We start from the raw sequence: 17364 nt of genomic DNA, 5'->3' as shown, positions 1-17364 counted from the left end.
CATGACTGTGACTCTCGTGGGACTTGTCGTTCTCATCGCCATTGTCACCCTGGTCAACGGTTAGGCTAGAGACGTGCCTCAAGAATTCTGGTCTAACGCGATCTTCTCCGTCATCCCGACGATCGCAGTGGGCGCTATTTTTTGGTTCGTCATGGCAGCGATTATTCGCTCCGACCGCACCGAGCGCAGCAGCTACGCCAAGATCGAGGCTGAAGAGCGCGCCAAGATGGCCGCAAATTCAGAACTCTAGGCTGAACCGCTAGCTGGGCTGAACCGCCAGCTGGGCTGAACTTGCTAGCTAGGCAGAGCCCCGCAGTTTGAGCTCCGTCGGGAGAATACGGCCGCGAGTTTCGGGCACGATGCCGTTGACGAGTTCCAGCACCATCGATGCTGCTTCGCGTCCCAGCAGGTCGGCCGGTTGACGCACTGTCGAGAGTTGGGGCTGGCACCGCTGTGCCCAATCGCTATCGTCGAAGCCCACGATGCCGACGTCGCCGGGGACCGAGCGACCGCTCTCGCGAAGCACATCCATAGCGCCGGCAGCCACAGCATCGGATGCCGCGAAGACTCCGTCGAGGTCGCCAGCGCGTTCGAGCAGCGCCTTCATTCCCTCGGCGCCGCTCTCGCGTGAGTAGAGCGGAAAGTCGACAACCAGGTTCTCGTCGAACTGGTCGCCCAGGGCATCCCGAAAGCCGGCTAGGCGTTCGCTACCGGAGTCACGGTCGAGGGCAGCGGCAATCATGCCGATTTTCTTGCGGCCGGTGGCCAGAAGTTCACGGGTAATGTCGCGGGCGGCACCGCGGTTGTCGATGCCGACGTAGGGCATATCCGGAGCGCTCATCGGGTGACCGACGAACACGGCGGGCAGGCCGATGTGGGCGATGGCATCGGCAATCGGGTCGTGCTCGCGGGCGGAGACGATGACGGCTCCATCCACGAAGCCGCCCTGGAGGTATTCGGCGATGCGACTGCTGTCGCGGTCGGAACCGATGATGAGGCACACCAGCTGGTAATCGGCTTCGGAGAGACGCTCATTGGTGCCGAGCAGAATGGCGCCAATGTTGGGATCCTCGAGAAAGACGGAGTGAGGTTCGTGCACGATGAGGGCGATCGCCTTCGACCGTTGAGTCGCGAGGTTGCGGGCCGCCATGTTGCGCACGTAACCGACTTTGGCGATGGCCTTCTCGATGGCTTCGCGGGCGGAATCGGAGACGTAAGGTTCGCCGTTCAGCATGCGGGAAACGGTGCCGCGAGACACGTTCGCTTCCGCGGCGACGTCGAAGATTGTCGCGCGGCGCGGCCGTGCTCCAGGGATTGCCATGCCCCCATGCTAGCGCTCTCCTTGGCCGCGCACGTCCCCGCGTTTGTGGGGCTGTGCGCGTTCACAGACACGCCGGATACTTGACACGACCAAACAAGCTCGCTTAGTGTGTGAACGCTCCCAGAAACCTCCCGAGGTTTTTGTCGACCACGATCTGTGCACGTTCACAGAAACGGGACGTAGGCGGGCAGAATTGCTGCTCGACAGCCCCATCCATTGCCAAAGGAGGCACGCGTGACCACACCCCGCGCAGATCGCGTCGCGAGCTGGTCACCCGATTCCCTCGTTCTCGGTTGTGACTACAACCCCGAGCAGTGGTCAGAGGATGTGTGGCAGCAGGATGTCGCCCTCATGCGTGAGGCCGGGGTCACCCTCGTCGCCATCAACATCTTCGGCTGGGCAGAGATCGAGCCGCGAGCGGGGCAGTACGCCTTCGATCGTCTCGACGCCATCATGGATCTGTTGCACTCTGCCGGCATCCGCGTGAACCTCGGAACCGGCACCTCGTCGCCGCCCGCGTGGCTCACGACCGCCCACCCCGACATTCTTCCTACCGCCGCCGACGGCACCCGCCGCTGGCAGGGCGGTCGCCAAGCATGGTGCCCGAGCTCGCCTGAGTTCCGTACTGCGGCTCTCGGCCTCGTCGCTACAGTCGCCGAGCGCTACAGCGAGCACCCCGCCCTCGCGATGTGGCACGTGTCCAACGAACTCGGATGCCACAACGCGCACTGCTACTGCGACACGTCGGCTGCCGCCTTCCGCACCTGGCTCGAAGCGCGCTACGGCACCGTCGACGCCCTCAACGCCGCCTGGGGTACTACCTTCTGGAGCCAGCGCTACAGCGAGTGGAACGAAATTCTGCCGCCCCGCGCCACGCTCTCCTCGGCCAACCCCGCGCAGCGCCTCGACTTCAACCGGTTCAGCTCCGACGAGCTTCTTGGCTACTACCGCGCCGAAGCAGAACTGCTGCGCAAAGTCAGCCCGATCCCGGTCACGACGAACTTCATGGTCACCGCCCACATTCGCAGCCAGAACTATTGGCAGTGGGCGAGCGAAATGGATGTCATCGCCAACGATCACTACCTCGATCACCGCCTGCCGCATCCGAACAGCGAATTGTCGTTCGCAGCCGACCTCACACGCGGTCTCGCACAGGGTGCGCCGTGGGTGCTCATGGAGCAGGCCAGCAGCGCCGTCAGCTGGCAGCCCCACAACCTGGCCAAGCAGCCGGGTGAAATGCTTCGCAACTCGTTGACGCACGTTGCTCGGGGTGCAGACACGATCTGCTTCTTCCAGTGGCGCGCGTCGCGACAGGGTGCCGAGAAGTTCCATTCGGCCCTGCTTCCTCACGCCGGTACTGACACTGCTGTGTGGCGAGAGACCCTCGACCTGGGTGTGAAACTCCACTCCCTCGAGCCTCTCGCGGGCACCCGGGTCGAGGCGTCCGTCGCTCTCGTCTTCAGCTGGGAATCCTGGTGGGCAGCCGAAGGTGACTCCCAGCCGTCGTCGGCCGTGCGCTACCTCGAGCAGGTTCACGCCGCCTATGCCGCCGCGAGTGCCAACGGGGTCACGGTCGACATTGTCGCTCCCGGCGCCTCGCTCGACGACTACAAGCTCGTCATTGTTCCTAGCCTCTACCTCGTGGATGACGCGAGCGCGGCCGTCATCAGCAACTTCGTTGCGGGCGGAGGCAACGCTGTTGTCACTTTCTTCTCCGGAATTGTGGACGAGACAGACGGCATCCGCCTCGATTCCACGGGCGAGACCCCTCCCGGTGCCTTCAGCGACATGCTGGGAGTGTGGACCGAAGAGTTCATGCCCGTGAAGCCCGAAACTCGCCTGCTGCTCAACGATGGCGGCCAAGCCAGCATCTGGGCCGAACATGTACGCCCCACCACAGCGGATGTCGTAGCCGAGTTCGCGAACGGCCCCATGCCCGGTGGGCCGGCCGTCACGCGCAACCGCTTCGGTTCGGGAGCCGCGTGGTACGTGGCTACCGCGCTCGACGCCGCCAGTTTCGCTGACCTGATGGGTCGTGCGCTCAACGAAGCCGGAGTCGATGCTCTCGAATTGCCGGAGGGCGTTGAGGTCGTGACGCGGTCGAACGAGACAGATCGTTTCCGCTTCGTGATCAATCACAGCGCGCATGAGATTTCTTTCCCCGCCGACGGCGCAGAATTGTTGACGGAAACTACAGTCACCGGTTCAGTGACTGTTCCTGCTGGTGGCGTTCGCGTCATCCGCCTGACTGTCGAAGAAGGAGCAACGCGATGACTTCGAACATTGCTAAGCCCGCTACACCCCCGAAGGCGGTGACGAAGAAGGTTCGCCGTGCCACCAAGGCCACGAACAACCGGGGAGCGGTGATGTTCTTCATCGCGCCGTTCTCGATTCTCTTCGCGCTGTTCTACATTGTGCCGATTCTGGTGGCGATCTATCAGTCGCTGCTGACGGTCGAACGAGAAGGCACGTTTGGCAAGCCAACGGAGGTCTTCGGCGGCTTCGTGCAGTACGCGCGCGTCTTCCAGGATGAGGCTTTCTGGTCATCCATTCTTCGGGTTCTCAGCTTTGGTGTCGTGCAAGTGCCGGTGATGCTTGGGCTCGCTTTGCTCTTGGCGTTGTTGCTTGACTCGCCGCTCGTGAAGGGCAAGCGCTTCTTCCGTCTCGCTTTCTTCGCGCCGTATGCGGTCCCGGGTGTTATCGCGGCGGTCATGTGGGGCTTCCTGTACTCACCGAACCTGTCGCCGTTCACCGCGATCACCAAGGAGATCAACTTCTTGGGTGCCGATCTCGTGCTGTGGTCGATCGCCAACGTGGTCACCTGGGTATTCGTGGGCTACAACATGATCATCATTTACTCGGCGCTGCTGGCTATCCCGAGCGAGATCTACGAGGCTGCTCGTCTCGACGGAGCATCGCAGGCGCGCATCGCGTGGTCGATCAAGATTCCGTTGATCACCCCCGCCATCACGCTCACCGCTATTTTCTCGATTATCGGAACGCTGCAATTGCTCGCTGAGCCTCAAGTCTTCAAGAGCTTCACGTCGGCAGTGACCAGCACCTTCACCCCCAACTTGCTCATTTACTCGACAGCGTCGGTGCCGAACGTGAACCTGGCCGCCGCTTTCTCGGTCGTGCTGGCGCTCTTCACCTTCGCGCTCTCGTTCACCGTGCTCAAGTTCACCCAGCGAAAGGCTGACTGATGAGTGCCACGAAGACTGCCGCAAAGAAGCACCACGGCCCTCGCGAAAGCCTGTTCTCTCGCTCCGGTGCCATGCTCGTCATGGCCATCTGCACGTTCTACTTCCTGGTTCCGATCTGGTGGTTGTTCGTGGCGGCGACGAAGGATCGCAGCGACTTTACGACGAGCGCACCGCTCTGGTTCGCCGACTTCAACCTGTTCGAAAACATCGGCAACCTGGCCACGTACCGCGACGGTCTTTTCTTCCGCTGGATGCTCAACAGCATTCTTTACGCGGGAGCTGGCGCCGCCGTCGCTACGCTTTTCGCGACGATGATGGGTTATGCCCTCGCGAAGTATGATTTCCGCGGTCGCGAAACTCTCTTCAACGTTGTGCTCGGTGGCGTGCTCGTTCCGGCTACGGCGTTGGCCCTTCCGTTGTTCCTGGTCTTCAGCCAGGTCGGCGCGACCAACACCTTCTGGTCGGTGTTCCTGCCGAGCATCGTGAGCCCGTTTGGTGTCTATCTCGCTCGGATCTACGCGACCTCGAGTGTTCCGGATGAGCTCGTCGAGGCTGCCCGCATCGACGGTTCAGGTGAGGTGCGTACCTTCTTCACGGTTGCGACCCGACTCATGACCCCGGCGATGGTCACGATCTTCCTCTTCCAGTTCGTCACCATTTGGAACAACTTCTTCTTGCCGCTGATCATGCTGCGCGACGAGAAGCTATTCCCCGTGACCCTCGGTCTGTACATCTGGAACAGCCAGGTCAACCAGATCCCCGAAATTCGGGCCTACGTGATCATCGGCGCACTGCTGTCGATCATCCCGCTCATCATTGCTTTCCTCAGCCTGCAGCGCTTCTGGCGCAGTGGGCTAGGAACCGGCGCACTCAAATAGTCGCCTCTCGACCACTCGGCTTGCCCCGAGGGAATCCCGCACCACAATCACAATCAAGGAAGGTAATCGCATGGCTAATCGCATAGCTCGCGCTGGAGGAGCATTGGTGCTCGTCTCCGCGCTCGCACTCTCAGCATGCTCAACCGGCGCCGGCACAGATGGCGGCACTGACGCCGCTGGCGCCTGCACCCCGTCAGACGGTCCCGTAACACTCGACTTCACGACGTGGCTGCCCGGCATGGAAGACGCCGCAGCAATCTGGAACGAAAAGAACCCCGACATCCAGGTCAAGGTTCAGACCGGTCCTAACGGTCTTGGTGGAACGTACAAGAACTTCTTCAACCAGATCGAGGCCGGCAACGCTCCCGACCTCGGCCAGATTGAGTACGACGCCCTGCCGAACTTCCGCGTTCAGGACGGCGTTGTTAACATCGCCGACTGTGCCGGAGTCATGGATGCTCAGGACCAGTTCATCGACTGGACCTGGAGCCAGGTCACGTTTGGTGAAGACGACGCTGTATACGCAGTGCCGCAGGACACCGGCCCCGAGGCACTGTTCTACCGTGCTGACCTGTTCGAAAAGGCTGGCATCGCCATCCCGACGACCTGGGACGAATACGCTGAGGCAGCAAAGCAGATCCGTGAAGAGGGTGGCTACATCACCAACTTCTCGCAGAGCGACATCAACGCCTTCGCCGGTCTCGTGTGGCAGGCTGACGGCCAATGGTTCAAGAACGATGGCGAAGCATGGGACGTAACCCTCGACTCGCCCGAGTCGATCATGGTTGCTGACTACTGGCAGGGCCTGCTTGACGACGACCTCGTCGCTACGCTTCCGGCGTGGACCGATGAGTGGAACAACGGCTACAACTCTGGTGAGGTCTGGAGCTGGGTTTCCGCAGTGTGGGGTGCAAACTCCATCACGAGTGGCGCACCTGACACCGCAGGCAACTGGGCTGTCGCACCGATGCCGCAGTGGAACGAAGGCGACTCCGCCGCCGGCAACTGGGGCGGATCGAGCACGGCAGTTCTCAAGGGAAGCGAACACCCCTACGAAGCTGCACAGTTCGCACTCTGGTTGAACACTGACCCTGAGGCCCTTGCCAGCATGAACAAGACGGCAAACATCTACCCGGCGACAAAGACGGGTGGCGACCTGCCAGCATTCTCCGAAGGTCTTGACTTCTTCGGTGGACAGAACATTTACGACGTGTTCGCTGCTGCCGGCGCTGAGGTCAACCCTGACTTCACATGGGGCCCGACTATGACGCAGGTTTACACCGACGTTGCAGACGGATTCTCCGGCGCGATCTCCGGCTCAGGCACCCTCACGGATGCTCTGACCGATGGTCAGCAGAAGACAATCGACGCCATGAAGGCTGCCGCGATTGCTGTCAACGAATAACACGAACGACATCGTTCACCTCCGTGCCGCGGGCACCAGCTTCGTGCTGGATGCTCGCGGCACGGGCGTGCCGTCGATCACGCACTGGGGTGCAGACCTCGGAGAACTCTCCGCCACGCAATTGGCGGCGCTCGCGGATTCACGCGAGCGGGCTCTCGGGCCGAGTTCCATCGACGAACCCTTCCGGCTGAGCATCGTTCCTTTGCTCGCCGAGGGCTGGAGTGGCCTGCCCGGTCTTGAGGGGCGCCACGATCAGCCCGCTGGTGCTGGCGTTGCTGCTGGCGGTGCCAGTGGTGGGCGCGTGCGCCGCCCCGCACTGCGAACCGAGAGCATCGATCATCCGGAGCCCGGCGTTGTACGCATCACGCTGGTTGATGCCGCTGGCGTCACACCGGATGACGCGGACGCCGCTGTCGCGCTTCGCCTCACGATTACTTTCGAGCTGACTGCTGCCGGAGTGCTGCGCAGCCGCTCGCAGCTCACGAACACTGCCACCGAGATCTTCGAGCTCTCGTCGCTGGCTACCGTTCTTCCGCTTGCGCCCGTAGCGCGCGAGCGACTCGACTTCAGCGGAATCTGGGCGGCCGAACGCCAGCCCCAGCGCTCCGCTATCGACTACGGAACCTGGCTGCGCGAGTCTCGTCACGGTCGCCGCGGTCACGACGATTCCTACCTCACCGTGGCGGGCACACCCGGCTTTGGCTTTCGCCACGGTGAGGTCTGGGCGATGCACCTCGGCACGAGTGGCGACACCCGGGTCTGGATTGACCGCTCGGCCTTGGGCATCACGACCGTCGGTGCCGCTGAGCTTCTCGCACCCGGTGAGATTCGTCTCGCTACGGGCGATTCGTACGAAACACCGTGGGCCTACGCTGCGTGGTCGGATGCCGGCCTCGACGGCGTGAGCGACCGTTTCCATTCCTGGTTCCGTGGCCTGCCCGCGCACCCGTCGACACCGCGCCCGCTGACCCTCAACACGTGGGAAGCCGTCTATTTCGACCACAACTTCGAGCAGCTGGCGGCGCTCGCCGACGCGGCCGCCGATGCCGGCGTCGAACGCTTCGTGCTCGATGACGGCTGGATGAAAAACCGCACAGACGACGAGCGGGCTCTCGGCGACTGGACCGTGGACGAGCAGTCGTGGCCCGAAGGTCTGACTCCACTCGTTGATCGCGTGACCGTCAGAGGGATGCAGTTTGGCCTGTGGGTCGAGCCCGAGATGGTGTCTCTCGACTCGGATCTTGCGCGCGAGCATCCGGACTGGATTCTTCGCGACGATGATCGGCCGTTGCCGAAGTCGTGGCGCAACCAGTTCGTGCTCGACCTCGACAACCCTGCTGCTTTTGCGCACGTGCTCGATGCGATCAGCGCCCTGCTCGACGAGTATGCGATCAGCTACCTGAAGTGGGACATGAATCGCGACCTGCTCGGTGGCTCGGTGCACCGGCACGTTGCTGCGACCTATCGCCTGATGGACGAACTGCGTGTGCGGTACCCGCACGTGGAGATCGAGTCGTGCGCCTCGGGCGGTGCCCGGGTGGATGCCGGAGTGCTCGAGCGTGTGCAGCGAGTGTGGCCATCCGACACCAACGATGCTCATGACCGTTTCTCGATCATGCGCTGGACCAACCTGCTCGTGCCCTTCGAATATCTGGGCTCGCACGTCGGATCGTCGCCAGCGCACACGTCGGGGCGTTCGCTATCACTCGGCTTCCGGCTCGCGACCGCGCTCATGGGTCATTCGGGGATCGAGTGGGATCTCACGGCAACGACTGCCGAGGAGCGCGCTGCTCTGCCCGTGTGGGCGGCGGCGTACCGTTCGCTGCGCGGCCTCATTCATTCAGGACGTGTCGTGCGCGGCGAGCTCGAGACTGCTCAGCCGGTTGTCACCGGCATTGTGGCGGATGACGCTACCGGCGTTGTCGACGCCGTCTTCTGGGTGACCTGTCTCGATACTCCGTCGGATGCTGTACCGACTTCCCGGCGATTGCCGGGTTTAGACCCGCACCGCGATTACCGCGTCAGCCCCGTCGATGTGGGGGCGGAAGCGGCAACCTATCCGGGCACGGCGCCAGCGTGGTGGCACGAGGGCGAACTCACGCTGTCGGGCGCAGTGCTCGGGTCGGTGGGGCTCCAGCTGCCGATTCTGCATCCTGATGAAGCACTCGTGCTGCGGGTGACCGCGGTCTAACGACGGTTCACAGGCGCGGCTTCAGCCTGATCGTGGGTAGTTCCGGGGCGGGCAGCGGATGTCCATCAAAGTTGGCCACGGTTCCGAAGCGGCCAGAGGGATTGCCGGCCTCAATCACGTCGGCCTGCCACTGCGCGCGGAACATCACGATCTCGTCGTGACTGCGCCCAATAAAGTTCCACCACATGACGATGGCTTCGCCGAGCGGTTCGCCGCCGAGAAGCAGGAGCCGGGCATCCGTCGTCGCCGTGATCGTGAGTTCGGTGAGGCCGGGAGCGAGATACGCGAGGTGATCTTCAGGCGTCTCGACATTAGCGATGGTCACGTCACCGGCATCCACGAGCGCGCCGTGTTCGAAGCGGGCGTCGAGAGTGAGCGTGATGCTGGTGCCGGCCGGCACGTCGAGCTGGGCGCCGAGAAGCGGTGTGAAAACTCGGGCGGGCGACGAGACGCCAGCGAGTTCACCGATAAAGACGCTCACGGTCGCGCCCTGATGTTCGAACGGCGTCGGCACGTAGTTCTCGAAGGCGGGCGCGGTGTCGCGGTGCGCGTTCGGCAGGGCCACCCAGAGCTGCGCACCATGGAGCAGCGTCGGCTCGGCGGGGGAGACCTCGGAGTGCGAAATGCCACGCCCGGCCGTCATGAGATTCAGCTCTCCGGGCCGCACGGTTGCGAGACTGCCGACGCTATCGCGGTGCTCGATGTCACCGGCGAAGAGCCAGCTCACGGTCTGCAAGCCGGTATGCGGATGCGGCGGCACGTGCATCCGGGTCGTCTCAGGTCCGTAGTGATCGACGAAGCACCATCCGCCGATGAGGGAGCGGGAACGCTGCGGCAGAGTGCGCCGCACATTCATCGCGCGCGGGCCACCGAGGGGAACCTCGCGCGGCGTGAGCAACTGCACGCCAGCGCCCTGCTCGCTTTCACACAACACTTCGGCCGGGTTCTTCTCGGTGTTACTCACGGCGGCTCCTCACCTCAGTGAGAGCTAGCGTGCCACAAAAATGACGCCGCGATAAGTGGGGTCGCCGAACGCCACCATCTGGTCGAGCACCGCGATCGAGACGGGCAGATCGTGGGAGTCAACCCAGGTCTCGCCCTGCTCAGCCGTGATCCACGGGTCGTTTAGTAGAACGATGTCGCCCTTCACCGAGTGCGCTACGACCCAGTGCGGCGTGGAGGCATCGTGCATGGGTTCTTCTTCGATCAAGAGGATCGCGAGTTCGCCGCCGGCAACGCGCTCGGCGATCTGCTCAATCGACAGGGGGGCCGTGTGCTGCTGGATGCCGCGGCTCGCCGCTTCGGCCCGCGACTGCTGCTGCAGCTGCTCACGGAACGTGCGCTCTTCGCCCTCGTACGTTTCGAGGAGTGTCGGCTCGGTCGTGTCGAGGTGCAGTTCGAGACTGATGGCGGATGCCGACTGCGCGATCACATCGTGAACAGCGACGGCGAGACCGAGGGGTTCGCAGGCTGGAAAGTTGGTGGCCGAACGCCAGAAGGCGAGTTCGCGCTCGCGGGCATCCTCGTCTTCGGTGTCGGCGAAGGGTTCGAGGCCCAAGTGGCTGAGAGCCGTCATTGCGGCAACCGCACCACACGTGAACAGCGTGGTTTGGCCGTAGTAGCGCAGCTGCTCGTGTGGCCAACCGCCGTGCCACAGCACGAAGCCGCGCACACCCTGCGTGCCGTCGGCCGAGGAGATGGGGGTGCGGAGTTCGGCGAAACAGAGGTCGGCAGCGAAGGCCGGCAGCTCGGCGTCGAGCGGGAGTTGCCATTTGAGGGCGGCGTCGCCTCGCTCCGCGGAAGCCGCGATCAGTTCGCCGAGAAGGCTCTGGGCGGCAGCATCGCTGTCGGCCCAGAGGTCAACGAGCTTCGTGTAGCGGGTATTGGGGCGACCGGAGGTGAGAGCTGCTGCACTGCCGGCGGGGGAGCCGAGCATCCACACGCGGGGGTTGTACGGCTGGCGGTCGCGTTGCCATTGGGCCGCACGCTCGGCGCCGAGCGCCTCGAGGAGATGGGCGGGAAGCTCGGCTGGAGTGAGCTGAACGAGAGCAGTGCCAATGGTCGCGCTCGCGTTGGTCGAGCGTGCGGCGGCAGAGTCAGCAGCAGTGGAGGTGTCCACGGGGTCCTTTCGGGGCGAGTCGGGCGCTTATGGCGCCGAGCTTAGTGAGTGGGTGCTTCGTGAATCGACGCTGCGACGAGCGCCTGGGTGTAGGGATGTGTTGGGGCGGTGAGCACGTCGTGGCACTCGCCGGACTCGACGACCTCGCCGTGACGCAGCACGTAGACGCGGTCGGCAAGCTGGCGCACCACCGCGAGGTCGTGGGAGATGAACAGGATCGAGAGGCCGAGATCGACACGCAGTTTCGCGAGCAGATCGAGAATCTGTTTCTGCACCGACACATCGAGTGCAGACACTGATTCGTCGCAAATCAACAATTCGGGTTGCACTGCCAGGGCTCGAGCTATCGCCACGCGCTGACGCTGGCCGCCCGAGAGCTCGGCCGGTCGCTTGCGAGCGAACTCGGGCGGCAACTCCACGAGCTTCAGCAGGCCATTGAGGTCGGATGCCGGACGCCCGGCCACCCGCAGCGCCAACTTCAGCGAACGCCCGATATTGATCATCGGGTTCAGCGAGGAGTACGGATCCTGGAACACGATCTGCATCTGCTGGGGTGCGCGAGAAGCGCGGCCCGGAGCGAGGGCGACACCGTCGAACGCGATCACGCCGCTCGACTCGTGCTCAAGCCCGGCGATGCACCGCGCGATCGTGGTTTTGCCCGAGCCGCTCTCGCCGACAATGCCGACGGTTTCGCCGCGGCCGACGGTGACGCTCACACCGTGCAGCACGGTCTTGTCGCCGAAGCTCTTGGTGACGTCGGTCGCGACAACGAGGTCGCCGACGCCCGAGGGGTCAGCGGAGGCGCTTGCCCCGGATGTCGTACGTCCGTTCCGAGCTGAGCGATCGGTGAGCGAGGGGTCGGCTTCGATCAGCGCCCGAGTGTACGGGTGGCTTGGGGCATTGAGCACGGAGCTCGTCACCCCGCGCTCCACAATCTCGCCGTGGCGCATCACGAGCACGTGCTCGGCGCGCCCGCGCACCATGCCGAGGTCGTGCGAGATGAGCAGGGCGGCCATGCCGCGCTTTTCTTGCAGCCCGCGAAGCAGGTCGAGAATCTCGCCCTGGTTGCTCGCGTCGAGGGCCGTAGTCGGCTCGTCAGCGATAAGCAGTTCGGGGTCGGTGGCGAGGGCCGCCGCGATGGCAACCCGTTGACGCATTCCGCCGGAGAGTTCGTGCGGGTAGGCGCGGGCGACATCCGCGGGCAGATTCACTTCGGCAAGACTCTGCGTGACCAGTGCGGCGCACTCCGCCTTGCTGAGGCGAGTCGCGCTCGCAGCCTGAATCGTCATCGCGATTTGGGCGCCGCAGCGGTGCACGGGGCTCAGGCTCGTGAAGGGATCCTGCAGCAGTAGCGAGATGCGGCGACCGCGGGTGGCACGCCAGATGGCATCCGTGGCCGGCAGCTCGATCGTGGCGCTCGTGAGCTCGATGGTTCCGCGAGCCGTGAACCCGGCAGGCAACAGCCCGGCGATTGCTTTGGCCGAGAGCGTCTTGCCCGAACCCGATTCGCCGATGAGGGCGAGGGTTTCGCCGGGCGCTATCGAAAAGTCGAACGGTTCGACAACGACGCCGGCTGGCCCATCGATGGAGAGGCCGGTCACGGTCACTTGCGCGGTCGCGGAGGTGCCGGCGGCAGCGCCGTTCGTCACGTGGGTCTGGGTCATGAGCGTCCCGTCCGGGTCAAGCGTTGGCCGAGCCAGTCGCCCACAAGGTTTGCCGCCGAGGCGACACCGATGATGAGCAGTGCTGGCACGAGCACAGCAGCAGGATTGTCGATCATGATTGCGCGACCGTCGGTGAGCTGGCGCCCCCAGTCGGCAGTTCCCGGAGCGACGCCGACACCCAAGAACGAGAGCGACGAGAAGGCGACGAGCGCGAAGGCCACGTTGAGCATCGAGTTGGTAATGATGAGTGACGAGACGTTCGGCAGCACCTGCGTGAACATGATGCGCGTCTTCGAAAGCGACAGCATTTGGGCTGCCTCTACGAACGGCCGTGCGGCCTGCTCCATGACTCCGGCGCGCACAATGCGGATGTCCGAGGGCGAGAACAGCAGAATGAGCAGCAGCACGGTCATCCAGTAGCCAGCGCCAAAGACGCCGGCGACCACGATCGCGGCTAGCAGCAGCGGCAGCGAGAACAGCAGGTCGGTCCAGCGGCCAATGATGAAGTCGATCGGCCCACGAAGGTAGCCAGAGACCGTGCCGAGCAGAATCCCGAGCACCATCGATCCGAGCGCAACACACACCGGACCAACGAGGGCGGATGCCGCTCCCGCGATCGTCAGAGCCAGCACGTCGCGACCGAGTTCGTCGGTGCCGAGAAGGTGACCTGGACTGCCCGGGGGCAGCAAAGAATCGAGAATCGACTGGGCTGTTGCATCCGGGGCAATCAGGTTGCCGAAGAGCACCAAAAAGGCGACGATGCCGAGCAGGGCGAGCGACAACCAGACGGCCGCCGGATGCCGGCGGCGCGAGCGGGGAAGTTTAGCGAGAACGATAGCTTCGGTGCTGCTCACTGAGCACTCTCCTTCGCGCGGATGCGGGGGTCGAGGAAGATGTAGGCGAGGTCGGCCAGCAGCGCGATGATCGCAATCGTCACGGCGACCAGCAGGGTGAGCGCTTGCACGACCGCGATGTCCTTGAACAGCACGGAGCCCTGCAGCAGGGTGCCGAGGCCGGGCAGCGCGAACGTCGTTTCGGCGAGCACGGTGCCGCCGACGAGGAAGGTCAGCACAAGGCTGGCGCCGGTGACGATCGGAATGGCGGCGTTGCGCAGAGCGATCAGATGCACTTGGCGGTCGGGTAGGCCGCGCGCGCGACCAAAGGTCACGTAGTCGGTCTCGAGTTCGCGCAGCATCGCCGTGCGAGTGAGTTTGAGGATGATCGCGCCGAGCCCGAGCGCCAGAGTAATGGCGGGCAGCACGAGATGCCAGAGGGTGTCGAGGCCGCCATCGCCCGCTCCGTAGACCGGAAAGATCGGCACGTAGAACGCGAAGACGTAGAGAAGGAGGAGGCCGACGGCGAAGGTGGGCGCACTGAGACCGACGATGCCGAATCCAGTAGCGAAGCGGTCGATCCAGCTTCCCGAACGAACGGCGCTCTGAACGCCAAGGGGAACAGCCACGACGAGCGCGAGCAGAAACGCGAGTCCGCTGAGCGCGGCGGTGATTCCGAGGCGCGAGCCGATCACATTCGAGACCGAATCTTGCAGGCGAATCGACTGCCCGAAGTCACCGGTGAGGGCGTTGCCCAACCAGATCAGGTACTGCATATACAGCGGTTGATCGAGGTTGTATTGCGCGCGGATGGCGGCGATCGCTTCGGGCGAGGATGCTCGGTTGCCGAGCAGGTTCTTGACGATGTCGCCGGGGGCGAGATGCAGCATCGAGAACACGATGATGGAGAGCACCAACAGAATTGCGAGGGTGCCGAGCACGCGCACCACAAGCATGCGGCCCAGGGACCGAGCTTGTGATGCGCGTGCAATCGGGGTGGTTGTCACAGATTATCCAGCGGGGGTGAGCAGGGTCGGCCACGCGGAGATGAACGCGAATGAGCTGTAGCTGCTCATGTCGATGTCCTTCGAGAACGCGGTGGCGGATTGTCCCCACCAGAGCGGAACGCTGATGACGTCTTCTGCCTGCAGCGTTTCGGCCTCGATGAGGAGGTCGATGCGGGCGCTCGGGTCGGTCTCGGCGCCCACACGTTCGAACAGCGAGAGAACTTCGGGGTTCTCGTAGTTCGAGATGTTGTAGTCACCGAGCATGTAGGTCGAAACTTCGGCGGGGTCACCCAGCGTGGAGAAGTACCACATGAGGCCAACGCCGTAGCTGCTGTCTTGCTCGAGGCTGGCGAGCCATTCCTCGATGGGAACTTCACGAACGTTCAGCGTGATGCCGATCTTGGAGAGGTTCTCGGCGAGCGACTGAGCGGCGGTACCGAGCTGCGGTCCCGTGGAGGGGAACAGGATGTCGGTTTCGAAGCCATCCGGGTGATCGGAGGCTGCCAGTGCTGCCGCTGCGGCGTCAAGGTCGAAGTCGTACTGCGGGATGCTCGCGAGCAGGTCACGAGCGTCGTCGGCGCTGTAGACGCTGCCGAGCGATTCGGGGGTGGCGATAGCGGTGGCTACTTCGCCGTGGCCGCGCAGCAGCTTGTCGACGATCGTGGTGCGGTCAACACTGTGGGCGAAGGCCTCGCGCACCTTCGGGTCGTTGAACGGCTCGAGGGCGGTGTTGAAGTACATGCCGACGTAAGAGAGGTCGTTGACGTAGTCGACACGCATGTTGTCGAGGTCTTCCCACTGGGTCGACTGCGCGAGGGGAACGTTGAAGGCCACGTCGATGTCGCCAGACTGGGCGGCAAGAAGGCGAGTGCCCTCATCCGGAATGAACTTCACGTTGATGTTCTTCACCTCGGGAAGGTCGCCCCACCAGGTGTCGACGCGTTCAAAGTTCACGTGCGAGTCGGGAACGAACTCGGTGACCTTGTAGGGGCCTGAACCGAGCAGCAGCGCGCTGCTGGTGCCGACTTCGCCGTCGTTCTCTTCCCAGAATTTCTGCGACGTGATGAAGGCGGCGCCACCCGTGCTCATGTTGGCCGCGAAGGCCGAGTCGGGAGCGGAGAGCGTGATGGTGACCTCAAGGTCACCGGTCTTCTCTACCGTGTCGACGCCACCCAAGTAGTACGAGAGGCCGGGCGAGCTGGTCTCGTCGCGCGCCTGCTCGAGGCTGAACACGACGTCGTCGGCGGTGACCGGGGTGCCGTCTTGGAACTGAGCATCGTCGCGCAGTTCGTAGACGTAAGTCACGTCATCCGGCTGGTCCCACGACTCGGCGAGGCCGGGCTGCAGGGCGCCGTCGGCATCGATTGAGACGAGGCCTTCTTGAGTGATGGAGGCGATGTAATAGTTCAGGATGCCGCTCTCCGCGCCCACATAGAGGCTCGAGAGGGAGCCGGGCAGTGCAACCGTGATGGTGTCGATGTTGCCGTCGCCGGTCGGAGTGCTCGACGTGGCGCAGCCAGCGAGCAGCAGGGCGGAGGCGGCCACGGCGACGGTTGACGCTCGAGCCCCCTTAGCCAGGGTGGAGTTAGTCGATCTCATGCGAAGTTCGTGCCTTTCGGTGAGCGTTACAGGAGGTGTAAAAGGAGAGGATGCAAATTTCGCGCGTTGGAGGTGCGAGTGCTGTGACAGTGCCGCGCGATCACTGCTGGTTTTCCGGGCCACCTCGCGCATGGCGAGCAGCCGGAGGGCTACGGCGATGCTCGGAGTGTCGGCGGAGTCGTCGAGCGTTGTCGCATAGATGCGTCGACGAAGTTTGGGCTGCAACTCGAGGGCGACAACGCCGTCGGGGAGGGTAGTGGTGGCAATGGCGAGTTCGGACAAAAACGTCACGCCGATTCCGGATGCCACAAGCGCGAGTGCTGCGCCGGTGGTCGTCACGTCGTGCCGCAGGGTGGGTTTTTCGCCCAGCCCGGTCGCGACGGCGACGAGCTGCTCGGTGCAGGTAGCGGGGCCACCGACCCACGTGAAGGGGAGCAGAGCACTGACGCTCGCCGTGGCGCCGAGCTGGTCGGCAACGGCACGGGGAACGATCGCGAGCACATTTTCAGAGAGCAAGAAGCGCGAGCGAAGGCCATCGGCGCTCGTGTGCGAGCTCGATGCCACCGAGTGATCGCTCGTGTAGCGATAGTCGAGGGCGATATCGGCACGGCCATCGGCGACGGCGCTGAGGGCGGCATCCGGTTCGGCTTCGCTGAATTCGACGTGGATGCCCGGAAACTCGCGAGCGAGGCGCGAGAGCAGTGGCGCGATGATGCTGGCGACGGCGGCGGGGAAAGCGGCGAGACGCACAGAGCCGCGGTCGAGCCCGAGGTGAGCGGTGAGATCGCTCGCTGCGGCGGTGACGGCGGCGTCGATGCGGGGAGCGTGGCGGGCGAGCAGGGTGCCGGCTTCGGTGAGTTCCATGCCTCGTGGTGTGCGGGCGACGAGGGCGATACTCAGTCGGGCTTCGCTGCGCTTGAGGTGCTGGGTGATGGCGGGCTGGCTGAAACCGAGTCGCCGAGCGGCCGCGGAGACGCTGCCCGTTTCTTGAATGGCAACGAGAATGCGCAGCATGTGAAGGTCGAGAGCGCGCGTCAGTTCGTCAAGGGTGGCGGTGTCGTGCGGTGCGTCCTGCATAACGACACCTTATGGCCAAACACCACCGGCATAACGTTACGGAATGATTAACTTTGGCTATGAGCGA

Annotated in this window: 13 protein-coding genes; 6 read left to right on the top strand and 7 right to left on the bottom strand. The window is 63.9% G+C overall.

Annotation, left to right across the window (positions count from 1 at the left end):
• Window positions 1-73 precede the first annotated feature (73 nt).
• Window positions 74-250, top strand: coding sequence for a hypothetical protein (locus ESZ53_RS14330; protein ID WP_168187202.1), 177 nt, complete (start codon window positions 74-76; stop codon window positions 248-250).
• A gap of 48 nt (window positions 251-298) precedes the next feature.
• On the opposite strand, the gene ESZ53_RS07790 is transcribed toward ESZ53_RS14330, so the two are convergent.
• Window positions 299-1321: a LacI family DNA-binding transcriptional regulator gene (locus tag ESZ53_RS07790; protein ID WP_129072307.1), complete on the bottom strand. Its 1023-nt coding sequence runs from the start codon at window positions 1319-1321 to the stop codon at window positions 299-301.
• Between the two features lie 234 nt (window positions 1322-1555).
• Between ESZ53_RS07790 and ESZ53_RS07785 the strand changes: the two genes are divergently transcribed.
• The 5 genes from ESZ53_RS07785 (at window position 1556) to ESZ53_RS07765 (ending at window position 8998) form a co-directional block, all read left to right on the top strand.
• Complete coding sequence (locus tag ESZ53_RS07785) at window positions 1556-3595, top strand: beta-galactosidase (RefSeq protein WP_129072306.1); 2040 nt, start codon at window positions 1556-1558, stop codon at window positions 3593-3595.
• Window positions 3592-4524 (top strand): carbohydrate ABC transporter permease, encoded by a 933-nt coding sequence (locus ESZ53_RS07780; RefSeq protein ID WP_129072305.1) that lies wholly within the window; start codon window positions 3592-3594, stop codon window positions 4522-4524. The genes ESZ53_RS07785 and ESZ53_RS07780 overlap by 4 nt, the downstream gene beginning before the upstream one ends.
• Entirely contained in the window at window positions 4524-5402 is an 879-nt protein-coding gene (locus ESZ53_RS07775; RefSeq protein WP_197130328.1) for a carbohydrate ABC transporter permease, read from the top strand. The genes ESZ53_RS07780 and ESZ53_RS07775 overlap by 1 nt, the downstream gene beginning before the upstream one ends.
• Window positions 5403-5472: 70 nt before the next feature.
• Entirely contained in the window at window positions 5473-6807 is a 1335-nt protein-coding gene (locus tag ESZ53_RS07770; RefSeq protein WP_129072304.1) for an ABC transporter substrate-binding protein, read from the top strand.
• Window positions 6791-8998, top strand: a complete 2208-nt coding sequence (locus ESZ53_RS07765; protein ID WP_129072303.1) for an alpha-galactosidase — start codon at window positions 6791-6793, stop codon at window positions 8996-8998. The genes ESZ53_RS07770 and ESZ53_RS07765 overlap by 17 nt, the downstream gene beginning before the upstream one ends.
• A 7-nt stretch (window positions 8999-9005) precedes the next feature.
• Here ESZ53_RS07765 and ESZ53_RS07760 read toward each other — a convergent pair whose 3' ends face one another.
• From ESZ53_RS07760 to ESZ53_RS07735, 6 genes are read right to left on the bottom strand one after another with little or no spacing between them, the layout of a single operon-like run.
• On the bottom strand, window positions 9006-9962 hold the full coding sequence (locus ESZ53_RS07760) for a pirin family protein (protein ID WP_129072302.1): 957 nt from the start codon (window positions 9960-9962) through the stop codon (window positions 9006-9008).
• Between the two features lie 24 nt (window positions 9963-9986).
• Window positions 9987-11117, bottom strand: a complete 1131-nt coding sequence (locus ESZ53_RS07755) for a peptidase C39 family protein (protein WP_246837249.1) — start codon at window positions 11115-11117, stop codon at window positions 9987-9989.
• Between the two features lie 41 nt (window positions 11118-11158).
• Complete coding sequence (locus ESZ53_RS07750) at window positions 11159-12781, bottom strand: ABC transporter ATP-binding protein (RefSeq protein WP_129072301.1); 1623 nt, start codon at window positions 12779-12781, stop codon at window positions 11159-11161.
• Window positions 12778-13635, bottom strand: coding sequence for an ABC transporter permease (locus ESZ53_RS07745; RefSeq protein WP_129072300.1), 858 nt, complete (start codon window positions 13633-13635; stop codon window positions 12778-12780). Before ESZ53_RS07745 ends, ESZ53_RS07750 begins: the two co-directional genes overlap by 4 nt.
• Complete coding sequence (locus tag ESZ53_RS07740) at window positions 13632-14621, bottom strand: ABC transporter permease (RefSeq protein WP_129072299.1); 990 nt, start codon at window positions 14619-14621, stop codon at window positions 13632-13634. Before ESZ53_RS07740 ends, ESZ53_RS07745 begins: the two co-directional genes overlap by 4 nt.
• 3 nt (window positions 14622-14624) lie before the next feature.
• Window positions 14625-17297, bottom strand: a complete 2673-nt coding sequence (locus tag ESZ53_RS07735; protein ID WP_129072298.1) for an ABC transporter substrate-binding protein — start codon at window positions 17295-17297, stop codon at window positions 14625-14627.
• Between the last annotated feature and the right edge of the window lie 67 nt (window positions 17298-17364).

This window comes from Salinibacterium sp. UTAS2018 (genome assembly GCF_004118935.1).
Taxonomy (GTDB): Bacteria; Actinomycetota; Actinomycetes; order Actinomycetales; family Microbacteriaceae; genus Rhodoglobus.
This window is presented reverse-complemented; position numbering and strand designations above follow the sequence as displayed.

Bases quoted from the DNA above. Each gene is read 5' to 3' on its own strand.
- ESZ53_RS07775 (WP_197130328.1), top strand. From the start codon at position 4,524: ATGAGTGCCACGAAGACTGCCGCAAAGAAGCACCACGGCCCTCGCGAA.
- ESZ53_RS07770 (WP_129072304.1), top strand. From the start codon at position 5,473: ATGGCTAATCGCATAGCTCGCGCTGGAGGAGCATTGGTGCTCGTCTCC.
- ESZ53_RS07735 (WP_129072298.1), bottom strand. From the start codon at position 17,297: ATGCAGGACGCACCGCACGACACCGCCACCCTTGACGAACTGACGCGC.
- ESZ53_RS07780 (WP_129072305.1), top strand. From the start codon at position 3,592: ATGACTTCGAACATTGCTAAGCCCGCTACACCCCCGAAGGCGGTGACG.
- ESZ53_RS07750 (WP_129072301.1), bottom strand. From the start codon at position 12,781: ATGACCCAGACCCACGTGACGAACGGCGCTGCCGCCGGCACCTCCGCG.
- ESZ53_RS07790 (WP_129072307.1), bottom strand. From the start codon at position 1,321: ATGGCAATCCCTGGAGCACGGCCGCGCCGCGCGACAATCTTCGACGTC.